Consider the following 19,659-nt stretch of genomic DNA (forward strand, 5'->3'; position numbering starts at 1 on the left):
TGCTTTAGGATGCAAATAACAGAAACATTTATCGAAGGGCTAAAAGTAGTGGAACCAAAGGTATTTGGAGACCATCGCGGTTGGTTCATGGAAACATACAATGAAGAGATGTTTCAAAAAGCTGGGATTGCCATTAAATTTGTACAGGATAATCAATCCTTTTCGGCAACGAAAGGAACACTTCGCGGCTTGCATTATCAATTAAATCCAAAAGCACAAACAAAATTAGTCCGTTGTACCAAAGGGGCTATTTATGATGTGGCAGTAGATATTCGTAAAAATAGTCCAACATTTGGAAAATGGTTTGGGATCGAGCTTTCTGCTGAAAATAAAAAGCAGCTATTAATCCCACAGGGGTTTGCGCATGGCTTTATGACGATTACGGATGATGTAGAAGTGCAGTATAAAGTAGACAACCTATATGCCCCAGATTGTGATCGAGGCATTCTTTGGAATGATCCTACTATTGGTATTGAGTGGCCGCTAGACATAAAACCTGTTCTTTCAGAAAAAGATGAAAAAGCGCCATTACTAAAAGACGCAGACAACAATTTTATTTTTGGTGAAAATAAATGAAGATTTTAGTGACAGGCTATTCTGGGCAATTAGGCTATGATGTTGTTTTAGAAGGAAAAAAACGTGGTTTTGAAATGATTGGTGTCGGTCACAAGGAACTGGATATCGCGCAGGAAGAACAAGTGGAAAGCTATGTACATAAAGTGAAGCCAGATGCGATTATTCATTGTGCTGCTTATACGGCGGTGGATAACGCAGAGGACGATAAAGAAACTTGCTTCGATGTCAATGTGAATGGGACAAAGTATTTGGCAGCTGCGGCGAAACGTGTAGATGCTAAATTTATTTATATTAGCACAGATTATGTGTTTGAAGGCACAGGTACCGAGCCTTTTACAGAAGAAGATGCAGCGAAACCGGTTGGTTACTATGGATTGACAAAGTATGAAGGCGAAAAAGCTGTTCAGTCCCTTTTGGATAAATACTTCATTGTTCGTATCTCTTGGGTATTTGGCATCAATGGCAATAACTTTATTAAAACGATGCTTCGTCTGGCGGAAACAAGAGACGAATTAAATGTGGTAGGAGATCAATATGGTTCCCCTACGTATACCTTTGATTTAGCGAAGCTTTTGTTAGATATGGTAGAAACAGAGAAGTACGGCGTGTATCATGCATCAAATGAGGGTTTTATTACATGGGCAGACTTCGCGAAAGAAATTTTTGAAGTAGCGGGAAAAAAGGTGAAAGTAAATAGCATTACAACCGAAGAATATCCGACTAAAGCAGTTCGACCAAAGAACTCTCGCATGTCGAAGGACAAGCTAGAGCAGAATGACTTTACCCGTCTTCCTGATTGGCAGGATGCATTAAAGCGATATATCGCGGAATTACAAGAAGAGGTGAACTAAGGTGGCAAGAAAGAAAGTGTTAGTAACAGGTGGAGCAGGTTTTATCGGTGGAAACTTTGTGCAATATATGGTCAATAAATATCCAGATTACGATATTTATAATTTAGATTTATTAACCTATGCAGGAGATCTAACGAAGCATAAGGAGATTGAAAAGAAGGATAACTATCATTTCGTAAAGGCCGATATTGCAGATCGAGACGCTATTTTTGCGCTTTTTGAAAAAGAAAAGTTTGATTATGTCACTCATTTCGCAGCAGAAAGCCATGTGGACCGTTCGATTACAGACCCAGAAATCTTTGTGGTGACAAATGTGCTTGGTACACAGGTATTACTGGATGCGGCAAAAGCGATTGGCGTAACGAAATTTGTTCATGTATCGACAGATGAAGTGTATGGAGAATTAGATTTCGATCCAACAACCTTCTTCACAGAAGATACACCATTACAACCAAATAGCCCATATAGTGCAAGTAAAGCATCTTCGGATATGTTGGTTCGTGCTTACCATGAAACATTTGGCTTGCCAATCAACATTACTCGTTGTTCCAATAACTACGGACCTTATCATTTCCCAGAGAAATTAATTCCATTAACGATTTCTCGTGTGTTAAATGATCAAAAGATTCCTGTTTATGGAGACGGAAAAAACATTCGTGATTGGTTGCATGTATTGGATCATTGTGCGGCAATTGATTTAGTGCTTCATGAAGGCGCAAATGGCGAAGTGTACAATGTTGGTGGTCATAACGAGCGTACAAACCTAGAAGTAGTAAAAACAATCATTAGCACACTAGGCAAGTCAGAAGACTTAATCGAATTCGTAACCGATCGCTTAGGTCATGACAAGCGTTACGCGATTGATCCAACTAAACTGGAAGCATTAGGCTGGAAACCAACCTACACCTTCGAATCTGGAATTGCCCAAACGATTCAATGGTATCTAGATAACAAAGAATGGTGGGAGCAAATCATCAGCGGAGAATATCAAAATTATTTTGAGAAGCAGTATAGCTTAAAGAATTAATAATTTTTTGCTTGAATGCTGTTTATCAAAGGAGAGGTATAATTAATGAAAATAACAGTTGCAGGCACTGGCTATGTGGGTTTGTCTAATGCTATTCTTTTAGCACAACATAATGAAGTTATAGCCCTCGATATAATTCAAGAAAAGGTAAACTTAATTAACAATAAAAAATCACCAATTATTGATAGTGAAATTGAGGAATATTTAGCAACAAAGGATTTAAATTTGATAGCAACAACAGATAATTACAAAGCCTTTAAAGATGCAGAATATGTAATTATATCTACACCAACAAATTATGATCCAGAAAAAAATTATTTTAATACTAGAACAGTTGAAGCTGTAATTGCTAATGTCCTTTCAATTAATCCAGATGTTATAATGATCATCAAATCTACTGTTCCAGTGGGTTATACAGAGAAAATAAAAGAGAAGTTTGAAACGGATAATATAATCTTTTCTCCTGAATTTTTAAGAGAAGGAAAAGCGTTATATGATAATTTATATCCTTCTCGCATTGTATTAGGAGAACAATCAGAAAGGGCAAAAGTATTTGCAGATTTATTAGTCCAGGGTGCAGAAAAAGAAGATATTGATGTATTATTTACAAACTCAACTGAAGCAGAAGCTATTAAACTATTTGCTAATACATATTTAGCAATGAGGGTAGCGTTCTTTAACGAACTTGATTCCTATGCAGAAGTAAGAGGATTAGATGCTAAGCAAATTATTGATGGGGTTGGATTAGACCCAAGAATCGGAACTCATTATAATAATCCTTCTTTCGGATATGGTGGTTACTGCTTACCTAAAGATACAAAACAGCTATTAGCTAACTATGAAGATGTTCCTAATAATATCATGACAGCAATTGTTGATGCTAATAGAACGAGAAAAGATCATGTAGCAGACATGATTATTAAACAGAATCCAAAAGTTGTTGGTATTTATCGATTAACCATGAAGATGGATTCAGATAATTTCAGACAATCTGCAATACAAGGTGTTATGAAACGCATTAAAGCAAAAGGTATTGAAGTTGTTGTTTATGAACCAGCATTGGATGAAGAAACATTCTTTAATTCTAGAGTTATTAATGATTTTGATCAATTTAAAGAAATCTCTGATGTTATCGTTGCTAATCGATTATCTAGTGATTTAGCAGATGTTAAAGAGAAAGTTTATACTAGAGATTTGTTTAGTAGAGATTGATTGATATAATACTGTATAATATTTTAAAGTTTATCGATACCCTCATCTAAATTTAGATGAGGGTAATTTACTTTTAGAATAATATAAATTTGATAAGGATAGTGATTTGTTTACTATACTTTGCTCCGTATATTTATTAATAACCGTAAATAAAATTGTCAAATATTAATGAATACCCGCTGAGTATTGCGAATAGATTGAGCCGTCAGTACGGAGTTTTGAGCCACTATTTGCGGACATCTGAGCCAGAAGGGACGGTCACAGTGCAGCGGGATCTAAAAAGTAGACAATATAAATTCGAATGGTTTAATGAATCTAATTAGGTTAAGCAATAGAGCACTTTGATTACAGCCACATGATTTTACCACCCTTGCCATGTTTTTACCAGTGTTCGCCAATGAATTAAACTCTAGGTCACAGTGACGCCCCGAAGTTTGTCGAAGATTGATAGAGAATTAACTCATGGTCACAGTGACGCCCCGAAGTTTGTCGAAGATTGATAGAGAATTAGATTGAGTGAATGATAAACTGAAATAGTTGAGTATTGCGAATAGACAGATGATTACGGCCAACGAAATGTACCACCTCTGACATAATTTTTACCACTGAATGGTAAGCGTCAAACTCCTCCCACATATTCAAATAGAAGAATCTTTGAGATAATCTCTTCAAATAAATATTAGAGGAGGTTTTTTCATGACTAAAAAACCCAATTTAGAATTACGCAAAGAATGGGAACAGAGAATTTCTGACTACAAAGCGAGTGGTCAATCCCAAGCTAAATGGTGTGAGGACAATAGGGTTAGTTATCATCAATTTGGATACTGGAAGAGAAGGCTTAACTCTTGGTCACAGTGACGGCCCGAAATTTGTCGAAGATTGATAGAGAGTTAGATTGTGTGAATGTGATAAACTGAAATAGCAACTGAATATTGTGAGGGTGGTTGGTTGTTGTGCTTCTTTCCGTTTAGGAAAGGAGGTGATAATCATGGAAACATTTCTTGAATTTCTTCGTGAAGTTCTGAAGGGGATTGTGCGTGAGATAAGCGCCTATTTCTTTCGGAAGAACATATTAGAAAACAAGAAAACCACCCTACGCCGTCGCAAGCAAAAGGGTGGTTCTCAACCAAAATAATATTTAATTGACAACCACACCCTGACGGTAGAGGTTGCAGAGAGAAGTGTTCGCGCACTTCTCTTTTTCATTATATACGTTTATTATATAGCTTATAACAATTGCTTTCAACTATGTGTCATGCTAAGATTGAGTCAAGTTTTTGTGGGAGTTTTTTTAGCTCCATTTTTTATAAAGTAAAACCTCTAAAATTGTATCCGCTAGGAATGTGATTACAGCCATAAGAATGTACCGCTTCTGCCATGTTTTTTACCAGCGGTTGCCATGAAATTTACCACGTGCTGCCAACGCGTTTACCAATGAGGTAACGTCAAGGCTTTGGAAAGTGAAAAAGCCTAATTCCTCCTTATTTTTACTGAGGAATTAAGCTTATGGTTTTCCGCAATCGCGCCCGATTGATGAATATTGAAGAACTCATGGTCACAGTGACGACCCGAAATTTGTCGAAGATTGATAGGGAATTAGATTGTGTGAATGATAAACTTAAATAGCAATGATTATTGCAGATGAAATGAGCCACTTATGCGGAGTTTTGAGCCAGTCATTGCGGAGAAAAGAGCCGCCCTTTGCGGAATTGTTTACGGCCAGGTGATTTTACCACCCTTGCCATGTTTTTTACCAGTCTTCGCCAATAAACGTACCACACAATGCCAATTCGTTTACCAAGCATAATAAAACCCTACAGATTACTAGCTTAATAAACTGTAGGGCTCTTTTCTTTTACAGACTGTTGCTAATTAGAATTATTTTTAAAATACTCTCTAATCATTTTTTTAAACTCGAGGTCACAAGGACTCCTCGAAAAACCTTGTTTTTTACAGAAATGTTTCACAGGAGCTAGTGATTTGTACCACCCCTGACATAGTATTTATCACTAAATGATACGGAATGTTCCAGGTGTATTTGGTAAGTAAAAAATACATAAAACGGCACGATTAATTTTACTGATTTTTTATGATTCCGACAAAAATCAGGAAAAAAAGGAATGAGTTAAGGAAGAACTCATCCACTTCCAAAAATCGGGAAAAGAGGAGAAAGGCCGGAATGGCAAGGTTTGAGAGAAGGGGGGGAGAACTTAATTTGACTACATAGAAGGCAGGAGTTTTTTGAAGTGAAATCTAAAGTGATTTTGAACTATATAGGGGGAAGCGTTAAGGGGGTGAAAATCTAAGTGGGAAATTGATATAATATTTAAAAGTTGGTGGGAATATGTTTGATAAGAAAAGGATGATTGAAGAAATGATTAAATTTGATGATTCATTCCCAGACGGAATTTTTGCTATAAGTTGTAGGACAGGAGAACCAAAAGTAAAAGTTAGAGCCTTGTGGGATTTTTGTCAGAAAAAAGGTTTAAAGCCGAGTCAATTATCGTCTGGAGAGATGGAACTGTTCCTCGATTACTGAAATAATAAAAATATTAGCTCCATTTGAACTCATTGATTCATGTTCATTATGGAGCTTATTAAACAATCAAGAATTCATTTTAGTAAGAGGCAATTGCACTGTTGAAACTATATGAAATAGGTACATCAAGGAAGTCTCTGGCTACGCATACACCATTATGAATGATGTAGCATTCTACATAATGTCCTCCTTTAAAGGAGGTTCTTTCTACTTTTTGGTCAGTGCCTCGAACTATTTCCCCTCTTAGCTGTTTTCTTTTTATTGCTTCATCTCCACGGTTACGTACTTTCCAATATACTGTGAATGGAAGGTGTTTGTCTTTGGCTTCATTGTGTTCAATAAAAAAGGTTAGAATTCTTGGTCACAGTGACGCCCCGAAATATGTCGAAGATTGGTAGAGAATTAGATTGAGTGAATGATAAACTTAAATAGTAGTTGGATATTGGAGGGGGGTGGCGTTTTTCCCTTTCCAATGGCGAACCGATAATAAATTCTTGCTGCACAGTGAGGCACTGAAAAATCTTGTTTCACAGGAAGTTCTACGAGAGAATTTGTGTGAAATTGCTAAAGGAGAAGTACAGCAGTAGTGCTATATTTGAATAGTTAAATATAATCCTTTTTTCTCTGTAGAGAATAGTTAGTTCGACAGGAATTTTTCTCTCTTGTATTGAAATAGTAAGTAAAAAATTATGGAGTGATACTATGCCGCACTGGACCCCAATTAAAAATGAGCCTTTTATTAATATTATGGATGACTATAGACGAGAAATTGAAAACAAAGATGCTAAAGCGACTAAAGAAATAACTAGGCAGTACGCACACAGGTTATATCAAGAGTATGAAATTTTAAGTGAACATACAGAGAATGCAGTATATGAACATCTTTCCTACTTCGATGACTTATTAGCTGGTATATCAAATATGAAACATGCAAAAAAAGACATTGGTTATTATGGGAATTTTCCAAGAACATTCAACAAAAACAAATTAAATTTAGCCAGAGTAATGAGAACTCGGTAGTTAATAAAGAGATATATAAATCTAGGTTGACTCAATGACTATTGTAGAAAAGTTTAGGTCACAGTGAAATCCCGAATAATCTTGTTTCACAGGAAAGTTTTACAAGAGTGTTTTGTGGGATTGCCGATGGAATTTGTCAAAGAGAAGTACAGCAGTTATATTGTTGTCTTCTTTCTTTTTATTTTCATTTTTGGCAGGAAATTTGATTATTTTGTAGAATATTGAAGTGGTAGATTATATCTTTCCCTCTGTTAGTTGTTCTTGTTCTAAAAAGAATTCCTTCTATTTTAACCTCGATTGATTTATCTTCCTATTTTATTCTTTCTTGAATTGTTTCTTTCTCAATTATTTTCATTCATCGACTATAAAACGAAATAGTTTGGAGGGTTTTGTATGACCGTAAAGGTTTCAAGTATTGGTTTGAAAGGATTAGAGGGGTACCGTGTTCAGGTGGAGGTGCGGATATCGCAGGACACGGAGTCTATGGTGATTGTTGGGTTGCCTGATGCTTCTGTTAAGGAGTCTCGAGAGAGGGTGTTGGCGTCGATTGCTCATTTTGATTTGGATGTGACGGATAAGAAGGTAGTTGTGAATCTATCTCCGCCTGATCAAAAGAAAAATGGTTCGCTATTTGATCTGGCTATCGCAATTGCTGCTTTGAAGGAACTGGGGGAGGTGAAGCGTGAGATTCCCACAGATACGGCGTTCATTGGGGCATTATCCCTTGATGGTTCGGTTGTGAGTGGAGAAGGGATACTACCTGCAGTTATTGCGGCAAGGGGACTTGGGATCAAACGAGTGTATTTACCTTATGATTCGGTGCTGCCACTCCATATGCTACAGGATATTGAATGTATAGTTGTGTCTCATATCGAGGAAGTCGTTCAGCATTTGGAAGGGCAAGAAAGCATGCTGTCTCAACCTTCTTTTTCCTCAGAGAATCATCTAACACCAGAGATTGCCACACATCAAAAGGACTTCTGTCATGTGATTGGACATGAGAAAGCAAAAAGAGCATTAGAAATTGCTGCAGCTGGTGAGCATAATTTGCTGATGAATGGTCCTCCTGGTTGTGGAAAGAGCTTGTTAGCTGAATCTTTTCCTTCCATCCTACCTTCATTAACAAATCAAGCACAACTCGAAGTGATGAGTTTAAACTCTTGGTCACAGTGACGACCCGAAATTTGTCGAAGATTGATAGAGAGTTAGATTGTGTGAATGTGATAAACTGAAATAGCAACTGAATATTGTGAGGGTGGTTGGTTGTTGTGCTTCTTTCCGTTTAGGAAAGGAGGTGATAATCATGGAAACATTTCTTGAATTTCTTCGTGAAGTTCTGAAGGGGATTGTGCGTGAGATAAGCGCCTATTTCTTTCGGAAGAACATATTAGAAAACAAGAAAACCACCCTACGCCGTCGCAAGCAAAAGGGTGGTTCTCAACCAAAATAATATTTAATTGACAACCACACCCTGACGGTAGAGGTTGCAGAGAGAAGTGTTCGCGCACTTCTCTTTTTCATTATATACGTTTATTATATAGCTTATAAGTAAGCGTCAAACTATACCCACATGGTTTGACGCTTTTTTATATGCGATAATCTCCTAGAGATTACACATAATGGAGGTTTTGCTATATGAAGAGATCCGATCTTAGAGTTGAATGGGAAAAACGGATTGCTAACTATATGACAAGCGGACTAAGTGCTTCAAATTGGTGTGCAGCCAACGAGGTCAGTATTCATCAATTCTGGTATTGGAAGAAGAAGCTTAAAACAACCGAAGACACGTCAAATACCCCTTCACAATGGATTACATTAGAAATGGATGAAACAATGACAGACTCTCAATCTAACATAGTTGTTCATGTTGGTCACGTAGCGTTAGAGGTCAAACAAGGCTTTGATCCCCAGCTGCTTGTAGATGTGGTAAGGACACTTCAATCCATATGCTAAATGCATCAACGATTGAGAGTGTCTACCTCGCTCGAGGTAGCACGGTGTAACCGTCAAGTAGAATTAAACAGTTTTTATAAAATAATTTTAAACAGTTTTCATCAATTAAGATTCAACACTTTGATCATTCCCCCGCCATAAAGGCAGGGGGATTTCATATTACCTATCAAATCCAGTCATTCAGTCCAAGTGAATTTTCTAATTGAAATTTCTCATTTATTAACTTCTCAACTTCCTTTTTAAGAAGGGAATTTTCCTCTAACAATCTAGCGATTTTTGTTGTGTCATCTATGCCTTCCTCATAGGCAGTTCCTTTTACCAAACACCAATCATTATATCTATGCAGATCCTCCTCAACGATTGGACGACGGTCACTGCAATTTGCCTTCTTATTGTTTTCTTTGACCCATTCCTTTACCGACTTTTCATCCACTCTTAATCCATATGAACTAAAGAAACGAATCGCTTCTTCTGCATTTATTCCACTCATTTTTTTATCTCCCTTTTATAATTCTTCCTTCTGAATTTCGAATAATGCTTTTCGATATTTCATTCTGATACTATCCTGCTCTTCGCTAAAGGTTAAAATCTCACTTCGGTGGAGAAGACGGTCTAATATCGCTGTAGTTAACGTTGTATCTCCTAGAAACTTTCCCCATTCTCCAGGACCTTTGTTGGATGTAAGGATGAACGCTGCCTTATCGTACATTTCATAAATAAATTGAAAGAACAGATGAGCGTCCTGCGGTTCATAGGCCATATACATGACATCATCAATAATGATTAAATCAGATTGAGTGATACGTTTATATCTCGTTCGGGACTTTCCGACATACTCTTTCGACTTTAACACATAGATTAAGCGATCCATGGATATAAAGGAGACCTGGTATCCATGCTCGATGGCGTGAATGCCAAGGGCTGTTGATAGATGAGTCTTGCCGACACCTGTTGGCCCCATCATGATTAGGGTGAAACATTCATCAACCCATGACAACTGCTTTAATATATTCAGTTGTTTCTCTCCAATTGCTGTCTGTTCTTCTAGTCGAAAGTTATCAAATGTTAGAACTTCTGGAAACTCGGCCCACTTCATCAGTTTTTCGCTATTCTTTCTTTCTCTACAGGCCATTTCATGACTAAGAATCTCATGGATGAACTCATAATAGGTCCACCCCCTTGCTTCAGCTTCTCTCAAAAGGTTAGGTAACTCTTTAGCTGTTTCAGCCAGTCGTAAGGTTCGGCACTTATCTTGAAGGATTTCATATGGTTGACTCAACGATCTCCACCTCCTTGAAGAATACTAAAATATATGTCCTCTTTTCGCGCAGGGGCAATGAGGTCCTTATATTTCTCATTCAAGACTCCTGTGACCTGCTTATTCTTTCTACTTTGGATGTCTATAGATTGCGCGATATCTCGTAAGTCATTAGCACTTGTCAGCCGTAGACGTCTCATTTCATGAATGGCTTCCTTCACGAAAGATGGATACTTTAAGATGACAGATTGAACCACTTTTAATTGATCAATCAAATGACGCGGATATTGTTCAGCTAATATGTCGATAAGCCACTTTGCTGTTTCTTTATCCTCCAACATCCCTTCAGTCTGCTGTATTAACAGGTCGCGTTTTGTTTGATTGCGTTTCCTGTGTGAAGGATCTGATATGATAAGTCCTCTTCCTTCTGCGATTTTATGCTTTGCCAAGACTTGGCCATTTTGCTGCAGACGTATGTATAAATGCTCCGCATCTTTTTCTACGTAAGCAATATTGGGGGCATCTTTCCGATAGGTACCTAGAGGTACACTATACCTATTCCCATCCACACGAACAACATTGTCCTTATGGATATTTCTTGTTATACTGGAAACAAAGATATCTTCAAAGATATAAGTACCGGAGACCTTTTGTAAGTGTTGCTTTTCCAGGGCGTGCACATCAATGGGTCTCTTTTTTGTATTATGGTGAACCTTATAGTTACCGGTGCGCTTTAACCATCTTGCACAGGAATCCTGCCAATCTATTAAATTATCATAAGTACGATTCTTCGCAAAATTATTTTTTACATATTTCACTACCTGTTCAATTTTACCCTTTGACTGAGGGTCTGATTTCCTACAGAGATAAACTTTGAACTTCCTTGTCTGTTGATACTTAGTGAATTCCGCTGTCATAATAAGATCACCCGCATTCTCGCTAACTGCTAATAAACGATCTTGGTCGTAAACCATTTCAATAGACATTCCTCCAAAATAACGAAAGGCGTTCTCATGCATTCTGATAAGATCTCTTGCTTGAAAAGGATGGTCCAGCCACTCCACGTATTTGTATCTTGAGCAGGCTAGTATAAACCCAATGAAATAAAGCCTTTTGTACTTTCCATCTGTTGTCGGTATCCTTTTTTGACCGAAATCGACTTGAATCTGCTGCCCCATAGGAAGTTCAGGGACTACGCTAAACTCCCTTTCAGATACTACTTTAGGAATATGGTAAGCCTCCCGCAACTCATTTACATAGTTTCTTACTGTTCCCTCGGTAACGGAATCTACTTTTAATTTTTCCTCCAGCCAATCAAAAATCTGTGCTCCAGACATGTCTGGATGTTCCTTGAAGGTAAGGTCACAGTGACAACCCGAGATTTGTCGAAGGTTGATAGAGAGTTAGATTATGTGTGTGATTAACTGAAATAGCAACTGAATAGTACGATGGTGGTTGTTTGTTGCGCTTATGTCTTCGGAAAAACAAATTCTTGGTCACAGTGCATCGAGATCTAAAAAGTAGACAATATAAATTCGGATCAGTTTAATGAATCTAATTAGGTTAAGCAATAGAGCACTTTCTTAGTAAGGACAGAAATGTACTCATTGGTGACAATTCATCCCCCCCTTTTATCTTCATAATTAGATTGAAAATCCCCTCCCTTGGCTCTTCAGGTAGGGGATTTTTATGATTATAATGGATTAATTTCTAGACGACATTTTAATTCGTATATTTCTCTATTTAATTTTCCAAGTTCCCAAGATTGTTTAATAAGAAGTGAAAAGTAAGAAATACTAACACCTGACATTTCGAATAGGATTGGGTGAAAAAAATGATGCTTTTCAAATGTTCCACTTATACTTTTTAGAATCATTATGTACTAGTATCAAGTTGAAATCTTATATTACAATAAAGAGAGGGAACTGTAATGGAAGCAGATGTGTTAAAACAGGTATGCAATTTACTAGACTCAAATAACGAAAACAAAGCAGAAGAGATAATTAATAGGCAATATCCCTTTCAAAATATCGAACATTTAAATCGCTCCTATACAAAATCAAAAATGCTGGAAATATTTTTGCGTGATGGTTTTATAGATCGTTATAGTGGCTATAAGCTAATTTTCCCTCCGGTGCTTCGACTTTTATCAATCAAATTTCCTGACAGTTTTCCTTTTCACAAGAACTGGAAAATGAGTGAGTGCCATATTGCATATTGGGAGCTGATGCCCACAATCGATCATATTAAGCCAATAGCTCAGGGTGGCACGAATGATGACAGTAATCTTATCTGTACTTCCATGATACGAAATAGTGCCAAATCGAACTTTACCCTAAAACAATTGGGATGGGAGATTCAACCACAAGGTAATTTAGATGAGTGGGATGGCTTGGTACATTGGTTCTTGAACTATGTTGAAAAATATCCGGACTTTTTACAAATTGAATATATCAAACAGTGGTATTCGCTAGTAGTGAAAAAAGTCAAGTAACTAAGAACTATAGGTCACAGTGAAATCCCGAATAATCTTGTTTCACAGGAAAGTTTCACGGGAGGCTTTGTGCGTGATTGTTGATGGAATTTATTAAAGAAGAAGTACAGCAAGTGTATTGTTGTCTTCTTTTTTTATTTTCATTTTGGCAGGAAATTTGATTATTTTGTAGAATATTGGAGTGGTATGTTTCTTTCCCTCTGATAGATGTTCTTGTTCTATAAAGAATTCCTTCTTTTTTAACCTCGATTGAATTATCTAAGCCCATTCTGAAAATCGTATACTCACATTTTCTAATATAAGAACTCTTGTTTTAGCCAATAGTGCATCCTGTTCATAGATATCCTCATTTTTTGATATTTAAATTAATTTCATCCCCATGTTTATGATGCCCCTCAATTTTTCATAGTTAATTATGTATATTATTGAAGAATAGCTAGTATTCTAGTATTCTTTAGTATTACAAATCATGTGTTTTTCCTATGGTTTTTGTATGAAATGTTAAGTCTTTTTTGCCTATTTAATTCATATGTATCATTTGAAGGGGGGCGGTTATTTGTTCCATAAAATAAGAAAGAAGCGGGAGAAAAGCGCAAAAGAACAGTTAAATGAAATGCACAGAAGAATTAATAAAAAAAGGAATAAAGAAGATTTTGATAGTATAATGAAGTTTGCTAAATCAGTTTTGGATCAGACAAATAAATTAGAAGAAGTTAACGGTCCTCTAAATAAAGAAGCAGAGCATCCGTTAGTTGATGTTATACGACTTATTGGTAGAAAAATTCAAACGCAATATTTAACCAATTTACTTTATGTAAATTATGAGTCAGACTTACCTAGCCTGTTTCCAGAAGAGGTTCTTTTTGATTTACGAGCAATACTGTCGCAGGATGGAAAGGAATTTTATGATGTAGTTAGAGAGTTAAAAGAGGAAAAAACTATTTTATTAAATCGTGATTTAGTATTACCGTGGTCCTGGAGAAAGACGAGGATTGTTGATTGTATTGCTCGCATTGGTGAAGGAAGAGAAGATGGGCCTTGGCGACAAGATTACAATCATTGTGTGGACTTATGGTTACCAATGGGAATTGCATGGGTCCATGGAGGAAATCACTCTATATCAGTCGGTATCATTCAAGGGAAGGGAAGCATTAAACCAGAAGCTATTTATGATATAAGTGACGTATATGATTATGTGCATTGTGATGGAATCAATTATTCTCGTAAAGAAGATGGGCTTATAATTTCACCGGTTAAAAATGCTGAAATTGCAGCTGTTTTTGAGATTGGTCGTTTAATGAAAGAGAACTCAATAAGCTATTAACATAACCACCTGAAATTCTTGGTCACAGTGACACTTCGAATAATCTTGTTTCACAGGGATGTTTCACGGGAGGTTGTGTGTAAGAATTGTTATTGATGTTTGTGAAAGAGGAAGTACAGCAAGTTTGTTATCTGTCATTTTTTCGTCTAGCGGATAGACTAATCCCTTCTTTTCAGCAAGATGAATCATCTCTGTTACTTTTTGACGAGAGTTACCAGTACTTGCAGCGATGCCGCTAAGAATGATTCTCTCATCGTGTAACTTTAGTATCTTTTGATAATGAATCATAAAAAATACATCCATATAAAAAATGTCACCCCCGCAGGTATGCTCATTAATTATACAAAGGTATGAAGTAGTAAAAGCATGGCGTATACTGGTACATTACATGTCATTCAATGGTAAAAACTATGTCTGGGGTGGTACATTTCAGTGGCAGGAATTATTCAAGAAATGATTCTATGTCTATCATCTCCTTTCCTAATCGGAAAAAAGCGTAACAACAACTAACAAGATAAATGGATTGAGGAATTTCTCTATCCAGAAAATTGGAAAGGAAGGTATCAATTTCAAATGAAAATTCATTTGAAATTTTAAATAATATTATAACAAAAAAGATTAAGTTGTTTAATGATTCTTAATCTTTTTTGTGAGTTTATTTGGGAATTCTATTCTTTTGTAGCAGCTGCTTCAAGGTTAGTAACATAACCTTCTAAGTCAAAAATTGTTTCTAGTAGCTCTTTCCAAACTGGAGAAATGCTGTCCCATTCATTAGTCCAACTATTTTTTATATACTCATAAGCTTTATACGGTTTTTCGTAAGATGGAGCTTTATATCCTAAAACATCTTCAATACAATTTTCAAGCATAAATCTTTTACTAGGATCCCCTAGAGCCATTAATATCGGATTATTATACTGAGCTGCTTTTGGAGTATTGCTGTCCTTGTCATGAATAACCCAGGGATGTATACCTAAAATTTTCAAATATTTTACTAATGAAATAATAACTGCTTTACCTCTTGCCTTAACAATTTCCCAATTATAAGTTATTTCTTTTCTTATCTCCTCTGGCAGTCTTGCGATTGATTCTTTTAATACTACTTCCTCTGTATCTCCTTCTACTATAAGCACATTTTTTGCAAAGAAAATTTTTGCTATACTATCATCAATTTTTATTAGCATTTTTAGGAATGACTTTTCCTCTGCTTGTAATTTTTTAAATGCTTCAGTAACATTCAATGGTCGAACCTTAACCTGCTCAAACTCTACAATTCTATTATTTATTTCTGCTTTGACAGCTTCAAGACTAAAACAATTCAATACCTGTGAAGATTTTTTTGAAAGATCTATCATATACGGTGAGTGTGTTGTAGCAATAATTTGATTGTTATTTTCACATGCTAATTCATAAATAGTGTCCCTCATTTGGATTGCAGCCTTTGGATGTAAATAAATTTCAGGTTCTTCAAAACCTATTATTAAAGGACGAACATATTCACTTGAGGCTTTTTTAATTCTATTCTCTCTAATACTTCGATAACGTAGCAAAGCAAAAATAGCCGAACGAATAACACCAGTACCTTGATTACTTACATCAGTACTAATATTACTTCCTAAGCTTATATCAAATGTCGGCACAATAACTTGGTTAGCATCCGATAAATTTGCCTTTGCTAGAAAACTTGTTTGAGGAAAAACATCTCCTACAACCTTATTTAACTCGTTAAGTAACTTATGAAATTCACTGTTTTCATCATCTGGATCTAATTCTTTCGCTAACTCATTTAAATAAAACTGAGCTTGTTCAAAATTTCTTGATGATTCTCTAACATCATCAAATAAACTTGTCAGCGTATTAACCAAGGCTCCTTTTTTTCCTGATAATTCATCAGCGTTTGCAATATCGGGAATTAATAAAAATTTTGGTAGCTTTGATATTACATTTCCTGCTATTCCACCAGGGTTCTCAAACCAAATTACTTCGGAATTATCTACATCAAAAAATTCTTCTAACACTTCTATATCTAATTCTTGCAATTCTTTTATTAACTTTTCATTTATTTTAGTATTTTCATTTTTGTCACCGAAAGCTAAATTTTTTATGTCTTGGGATAATCCAGCCTTAAGAAAATCACTTATTTTTTTGCATTCAAGGTATTTTTCTTTTAATGTTAATTTTTTTTGTTTTATTTCAACTTTACAATCACTACTAAAAGTATAAGTTTTTCTATACTCAATTTGTAAACTAGACTCGTCAGCAATTTCTTTATCATTATATGTAAATAACCGATGACTATTAAACCCTCTCCAAGTCTTTGCGTGTTCAGGTACATTTCGAAATATTGCAGTAAACTCAATTTCATTAGCAACTCTTTCATTTTCATTACTCTCATTTAGAAAATGTAGAAAATCTCCTTCTTCCATTTTCCTCTTATCGCTCAAAAGGTAGTTTAATGCCTTAAAAACGGTACTTTTTCCTGCATTATTTGAACCTATCAAAAAAGTTGCATCCGAAAATACGAACTCACTATTATAGTGTCTTTTAAAACCCTTAATACTTAATGAATGTAATCTCATATTTTCACTCCTTTCTATTATTATGTAAATATTACCATAAAATCAAGAAAAGGTGATGGTAAGTAAAAAATTCACATAAAAGACACATTTAGTAAGAGGTGTAAGATATCCCCGATAAAGAACTCTTGGTCACAGTGACGGCCCGAAATTTGTCGAAGATTGATAGAGAGTTAGATTGTGTGAATGTGATAAACTGAAATAGCAACTGAATATTGTGAGGGTGGTTGGTTGTTGTGCTTCTTTCCGGTTTAGGAAAGGAGGTGATAATCATGGAAACATTTCTTGAATTTCTTCGTGAAGTTCTGAAGGGGATTGTGCGTGAGATAAGCGCCTATTTCTTTCGGATGAACATATTAGAAAACAAGAAAACCACCCAACGCCGTCGCAAGCAAAAAAGGGTGGTTCTCAACCAAAATAATATTTAATTGACAACCACACCCTGACGGTAGAGGTTGCAGAGAGAAGTGTTCGCGCACTTCTCTTTTTCATTATATACGTTTATTATATAGCTTATAACAATTGCTTTCAACTATGTGTCATGCTAAAGATTGAGTCAAGTTTTTGTCCTTTTTTATAAAGTAAAACCTCTAAAATTGTATCCGCTAGGAATGAACTTATGGTCACTGTGACGCCCCAAAATTTGTCGAAGATTGATAGAGAATTAGATTGTGTGAATGTGACGAACTGAAATAGCAACTGAATGTTGTGAGGATGGTTGGTTGTTGCGCTTTTTTCCGTTTAGGAAAGGAGGAGATGATCATAGAAACATTTCTTGAATTTCTTCATGTATGGTGCACAGTGAGCCTCGAATAATCTTGTTTCACAGGAAAGTTTCACGGACGTTTTATTTGTGATGGTTATAGATATTGTTAAAGAAGAAGTACAGCAAGTGTATTGTTGTACTTCTTTCTTTTTATTTTCATTTTGGCAGGAAATTTGATTATTTTGTAGAATATTGAAGTGGTAGATTATATCTTTCCCTCTGTTAGTTGTTCAGTTGTTCTTGTTCTAAAAAAGATTTTCTTCTATATTAACCTCGATTGATTTATCTTCCTATTTTAATCTTTCTTGAATTGTTTCTTTCCCGGTTAATTTTCATTCATTGTACTATAAAAATAAATAGTTTGGAGGGAGTTGTATGACTTCAAAAGTTTCAAGTATTGGTTTGAAAGGTTTGGAGGGCTACCGTGTGCAGGTGGAGGTGCGGATATCGCAGGACACGGAGTCTATGGTGATTGTTGGGTTGCCTGATGCTTCTGTTAAGGAGTCTCGAGAGAGGGTGTTGGCGTCGATTGCTCATTTTGATTTGGATGTGACGGATAAGAAGGTAGTTGTGAATCTATCTCCGCCTGATCAAAAGAAAAATGGTTCGCTATTTGATCTGGCTATCGCAATTGCTGCTTTGAAGGAACTGGGGGAGGTGAAGCGTGAGATTCCCACAGATACGGCGTTCATTGGGGCATTATCCCTTGATGGTTCGGTTGTGAGTGGAGAAGGGATACTACCTGCAGTTATTGCGGCAAGGGGACTTGGGATCAAACGAGTGTATTTACCTTATGATTCGGTGCTGCCACTCCATATGCTACAGGATATTGAATGTATAGTTGTGTCTCATATCGAGGAAGTCGTTCAGCATTTGGAAGGGCAAGAAAGCATGCTGTCTCAACCTTCTTTTTCCTCAGAGAATCATCTAACACCAGAGATTGCCACACATCAAAAGGACTTCTGTCATGTGATTGGACATGAGAAAGCAAAAAGAGCATTAGAAATTGCTGCAGCTGGTGAGCATAATTTGCTGATGAATGGTCCTCCTGGTTGTGGAAAGAGCTTGTTAGCTGAATCTTTTCCTTCCATCCTACCTTCATTAACAAATCAAGCACAACTCGAAGTGATGAGTTTGTATCAGCTTGCTCGTGAAAAACGCATCCATGTTCCATCTGTTCCTTTCAGACATCCCCACCATTCTGCTTCTGCTGTCGCCATTATTGGTGGTGGATCGAACCCGCGACCAGGTGAAATTTCGATGGCTCACCATGGGATTCTTTTTCTCGATGAGATTGCAGAATTCTCCAAAAAAACGCTTGATATGCTCCGTCAACCACTGAATTCTTGGTCACAGTGACGCCCCGAAATATGTCGAAGATTGGTAGAGAATTAGATTGAGTGAATGATAAACTTAAATAGTAGTTGGATATTGGAGGGGGGTGGCGTTTTTCCCTTTCCAATGGCGAACCGATAATAAATTCTTGCTGCACAGTGAGGCACTGAAAAATCTTGTTTCACAGGAAGTTCTACGAGAGAATTTGTGTGAAATTGCTAAAGGAGAAGTACAGCAGTAGTGCTATATTTGAATAGTTAAATATAATCCTTTTTTCTCTGTAGAGAATAGTTAGTTCGACAGGAATTTTTCTCTCTTGTATTGAAATAGTAAGTAAAAAATTATGGAGTGATACTATGCCGCACTGGACCCCAATTAAAAATGAGCCTTTTATTAATATTATGGATGACTATAGACGAGAAATTGAAAACAAAGATGCTAAAGCGACTAAAGAAATAACTAGGCAGTACGCACACAGGTTATATCAAGAGTATGAAATTTTAAGTGAACATACAGAGAATGCAGTATATGAACATCTTTCCTACTTCGATGACTTATTAGCTGGTATATCAAATATGAAACATGCAAAAAAAGACATTGGTTATTATGGGAATTTTCCAAGAACATTCAACAAAAACAAATTAAATTTAGCCAGAGTAATGAGAACTCGGTAGTTAATAAAGAGATATATAAATCTAGGTTGACTCAATGACTATTGTAGAAAAGTT

At 36.2% G+C, this 19,659-nt stretch carries 23 protein-coding genes; 16 read left to right on the forward strand and 7 right to left on the reverse strand.

Annotated elements, in window-relative coordinates:
• The first annotated feature begins 9 nt into the window (after positions 1–9).
• The 7 genes from rfbC to ACWNMZ_RS18185 all read left to right on the forward strand — a co-directional run bounded on the left by rfbC (position 10) and on the right by ACWNMZ_RS18185 (position 6,205).
• On the forward strand, positions 10–576 hold the full coding sequence (gene rfbC / locus ACWNMZ_RS18155; protein WP_449598732.1) for a dTDP-4-dehydrorhamnose 3,5-epimerase: 567 nt from the start codon (positions 10–12) through the stop codon (positions 574–576).
• Complete coding sequence (gene rfbD / locus ACWNMZ_RS18160; RefSeq protein ID WP_449598733.1) at positions 573–1,427, forward strand: dTDP-4-dehydrorhamnose reductase; 855 nt, start codon at positions 573–575, stop codon at positions 1,425–1,427. The genes rfbC and rfbD overlap by 4 nt, the downstream gene beginning before the upstream one ends.
• A gap of 1 nt (position 1,428) precedes the next feature.
• Positions 1,429–2,454, forward strand: coding sequence for a dTDP-glucose 4,6-dehydratase (gene rfbB, locus ACWNMZ_RS18165; RefSeq protein ID WP_449598734.1), 1,026 nt, complete (start codon positions 1,429–1,431; stop codon positions 2,452–2,454).
• A 45-nt stretch (positions 2,455–2,499) separates the two neighbouring features.
• A complete protein-coding gene (locus tag ACWNMZ_RS18170; protein ID WP_449598735.1) occupies positions 2,500–3,666 on the forward strand; it encodes a nucleotide sugar dehydrogenase in 1,167 nt (388 codons plus the stop codon).
• Between the two features lie 696 nt (positions 3,667–4,362).
• The gene (gene tnpA / locus ACWNMZ_RS18175) at positions 4,363–4,524 is read left to right on the forward strand and encodes an IS66 family insertion sequence element accessory protein TnpA (protein WP_449598736.1); all 162 of its coding nucleotides are present in this window, start codon (positions 4,363–4,365) and stop codon (positions 4,522–4,524) included.
• Between the two features lie 130 nt (positions 4,525–4,654).
• Positions 4,655–4,801, forward strand: coding sequence for a hypothetical protein (locus ACWNMZ_RS18180; protein ID WP_235252859.1), 147 nt, complete (start codon positions 4,655–4,657; stop codon positions 4,799–4,801).
• 1,209 nt (positions 4,802–6,010) lie between these two features.
• Complete coding sequence (locus ACWNMZ_RS18185) at positions 6,011–6,205, forward strand: hypothetical protein (RefSeq protein WP_449598737.1); 195 nt, start codon at positions 6,011–6,013, stop codon at positions 6,203–6,205.
• 79 nt (positions 6,206–6,284) lie between these two features.
• On the opposite strand, the gene ACWNMZ_RS18190 is transcribed toward ACWNMZ_RS18185, so the two are convergent.
• A complete protein-coding gene (locus tag ACWNMZ_RS18190) occupies positions 6,285–6,560 on the reverse strand; it encodes a nucleotide-binding domain-containing protein (RefSeq protein ID WP_449598773.1) in 276 nt (91 codons plus the stop codon).
• Positions 6,561–6,907: 347 nt separating this feature from the next.
• Here ACWNMZ_RS18190 and ACWNMZ_RS18195 point away from each other — a divergent pair, with 347 nt between their 5' ends.
• From ACWNMZ_RS18195 to tnpA (ACWNMZ_RS18210), 4 genes are all read left to right on the forward strand, one after another.
• Positions 6,908–7,225, forward strand: a complete 318-nt coding sequence (locus tag ACWNMZ_RS18195) for a hypothetical protein (protein WP_449598738.1) — start codon at positions 6,908–6,910, stop codon at positions 7,223–7,225.
• Positions 7,226–7,618: 393 nt separating this feature from the next.
• The gene (locus ACWNMZ_RS18200) at positions 7,619–8,398 is read left to right on the forward strand and encodes a magnesium chelatase domain-containing protein (protein ID WP_449598739.1); all 780 of its coding nucleotides are present in this window, start codon (positions 7,619–7,621) and stop codon (positions 8,396–8,398) included.
• Between the two features lie 130 nt (positions 8,399–8,528).
• Positions 8,529–8,675, forward strand: a complete 147-nt coding sequence (locus ACWNMZ_RS18205) for a hypothetical protein (protein WP_235252859.1) — start codon at positions 8,529–8,531, stop codon at positions 8,673–8,675.
• A gap of 185 nt (positions 8,676–8,860) precedes the next feature.
• Complete coding sequence (gene tnpA / locus ACWNMZ_RS18210; protein WP_031540353.1) at positions 8,861–9,178, forward strand: IS66 family insertion sequence element accessory protein TnpA; 318 nt, start codon at positions 8,861–8,863, stop codon at positions 9,176–9,178.
• A 166-nt stretch (positions 9,179–9,344) separates the two neighbouring features.
• Here the strand turns inward: tnpA (ACWNMZ_RS18210) and ACWNMZ_RS18215 are convergent, their stop codons facing one another.
• From ACWNMZ_RS18215 to ACWNMZ_RS18230, 4 genes are all read right to left on the reverse strand, one after another.
• Complete coding sequence (locus ACWNMZ_RS18215) at positions 9,345–9,668, reverse strand: hypothetical protein (RefSeq protein WP_449598740.1); 324 nt, start codon at positions 9,666–9,668, stop codon at positions 9,345–9,347.
• 15 nt (positions 9,669–9,683) lie between these two features.
• Positions 9,684–10,457, reverse strand: coding sequence for an IS21-like element helper ATPase IstB (gene istB, locus ACWNMZ_RS18220; protein WP_449598741.1), 774 nt, complete (start codon positions 10,455–10,457; stop codon positions 9,684–9,686).
• Positions 10,454–11,773 (reverse strand): IS21/IS408/IS1162 family transposase, encoded by a 1,320-nt coding sequence (locus ACWNMZ_RS18225; RefSeq protein WP_449598742.1) that lies wholly within the window; start codon positions 11,771–11,773, stop codon positions 10,454–10,456. Before ACWNMZ_RS18225 ends, istB begins: the two co-directional genes overlap by 4 nt.
• 356 nt (positions 11,774–12,129) lie before the next feature.
• Entirely contained in the window at positions 12,130–12,312 is a 183-nt protein-coding gene (locus ACWNMZ_RS18230; protein ID WP_235251879.1) for a hypothetical protein, read from the reverse strand.
• A 54-nt stretch (positions 12,313–12,366) separates the two neighbouring features.
• Here ACWNMZ_RS18230 and ACWNMZ_RS18235 point away from each other — a divergent pair, with 54 nt between their 5' ends.
• Both ACWNMZ_RS18235 and ACWNMZ_RS18240 read left to right on the forward strand, forming a co-directional pair.
• On the forward strand, positions 12,367–12,930 hold the full coding sequence (locus ACWNMZ_RS18235) for an HNH endonuclease (protein ID WP_449598743.1): 564 nt from the start codon (positions 12,367–12,369) through the stop codon (positions 12,928–12,930).
• Between the two features lie 556 nt (positions 12,931–13,486).
• The gene (locus ACWNMZ_RS18240; protein WP_449598744.1) at positions 13,487–14,254 is read left to right on the forward strand and encodes a DUF6710 family protein; all 768 of its coding nucleotides are present in this window, start codon (positions 13,487–13,489) and stop codon (positions 14,252–14,254) included.
• Between the two features lie 63 nt (positions 14,255–14,317).
• Here ACWNMZ_RS18240 and ACWNMZ_RS18245 read toward each other — a convergent pair whose 3' ends face one another.
• Both ACWNMZ_RS18245 and ACWNMZ_RS18250 read right to left on the reverse strand, forming a co-directional pair.
• Entirely contained in the window at positions 14,318–14,542 is a 225-nt protein-coding gene (locus tag ACWNMZ_RS18245; RefSeq protein WP_449598745.1) for an integrase, read from the reverse strand.
• Positions 14,543–14,922: 380 nt separating this feature from the next.
• The gene (locus ACWNMZ_RS18250; RefSeq protein WP_449598746.1) at positions 14,923–16,833 is read right to left on the reverse strand and encodes an AAA family ATPase; all 1,911 of its coding nucleotides are present in this window, start codon (positions 16,831–16,833) and stop codon (positions 14,923–14,925) included.
• Between the two features lie 269 nt (positions 16,834–17,102).
• Between ACWNMZ_RS18250 and ACWNMZ_RS18255 the strand changes: the two genes are divergently transcribed.
• The 3 genes from ACWNMZ_RS18255 to ACWNMZ_RS18265 all read left to right on the forward strand — a co-directional run bounded on the left by ACWNMZ_RS18255 (position 17,103) and on the right by ACWNMZ_RS18265 (position 19,605).
• Positions 17,103–17,258 (forward strand): hypothetical protein, encoded by a 156-nt coding sequence (locus ACWNMZ_RS18255; protein WP_449598747.1) that lies wholly within the window; start codon positions 17,103–17,105, stop codon positions 17,256–17,258.
• Positions 17,259–18,022: 764 nt separating this feature from the next.
• On the forward strand, positions 18,023–18,955 hold the full coding sequence (locus ACWNMZ_RS18260; RefSeq protein ID WP_449598748.1) for an ATP-binding protein: 933 nt from the start codon (positions 18,023–18,025) through the stop codon (positions 18,953–18,955).
• A gap of 332 nt (positions 18,956–19,287) precedes the next feature.
• Positions 19,288–19,605 carry a hypothetical protein gene (locus ACWNMZ_RS18265; RefSeq protein ID WP_449598738.1) on the forward strand — a complete coding sequence of 106 codons (318 nt, stop codon included), beginning with the start codon at positions 19,288–19,290 and terminating at the stop codon, positions 19,603–19,605.
• Positions 19,606–19,659 lie beyond the last annotated feature (54 nt).

Source organism: Niallia sp. Marseille-Q9988, from assembly GCF_976954375.1.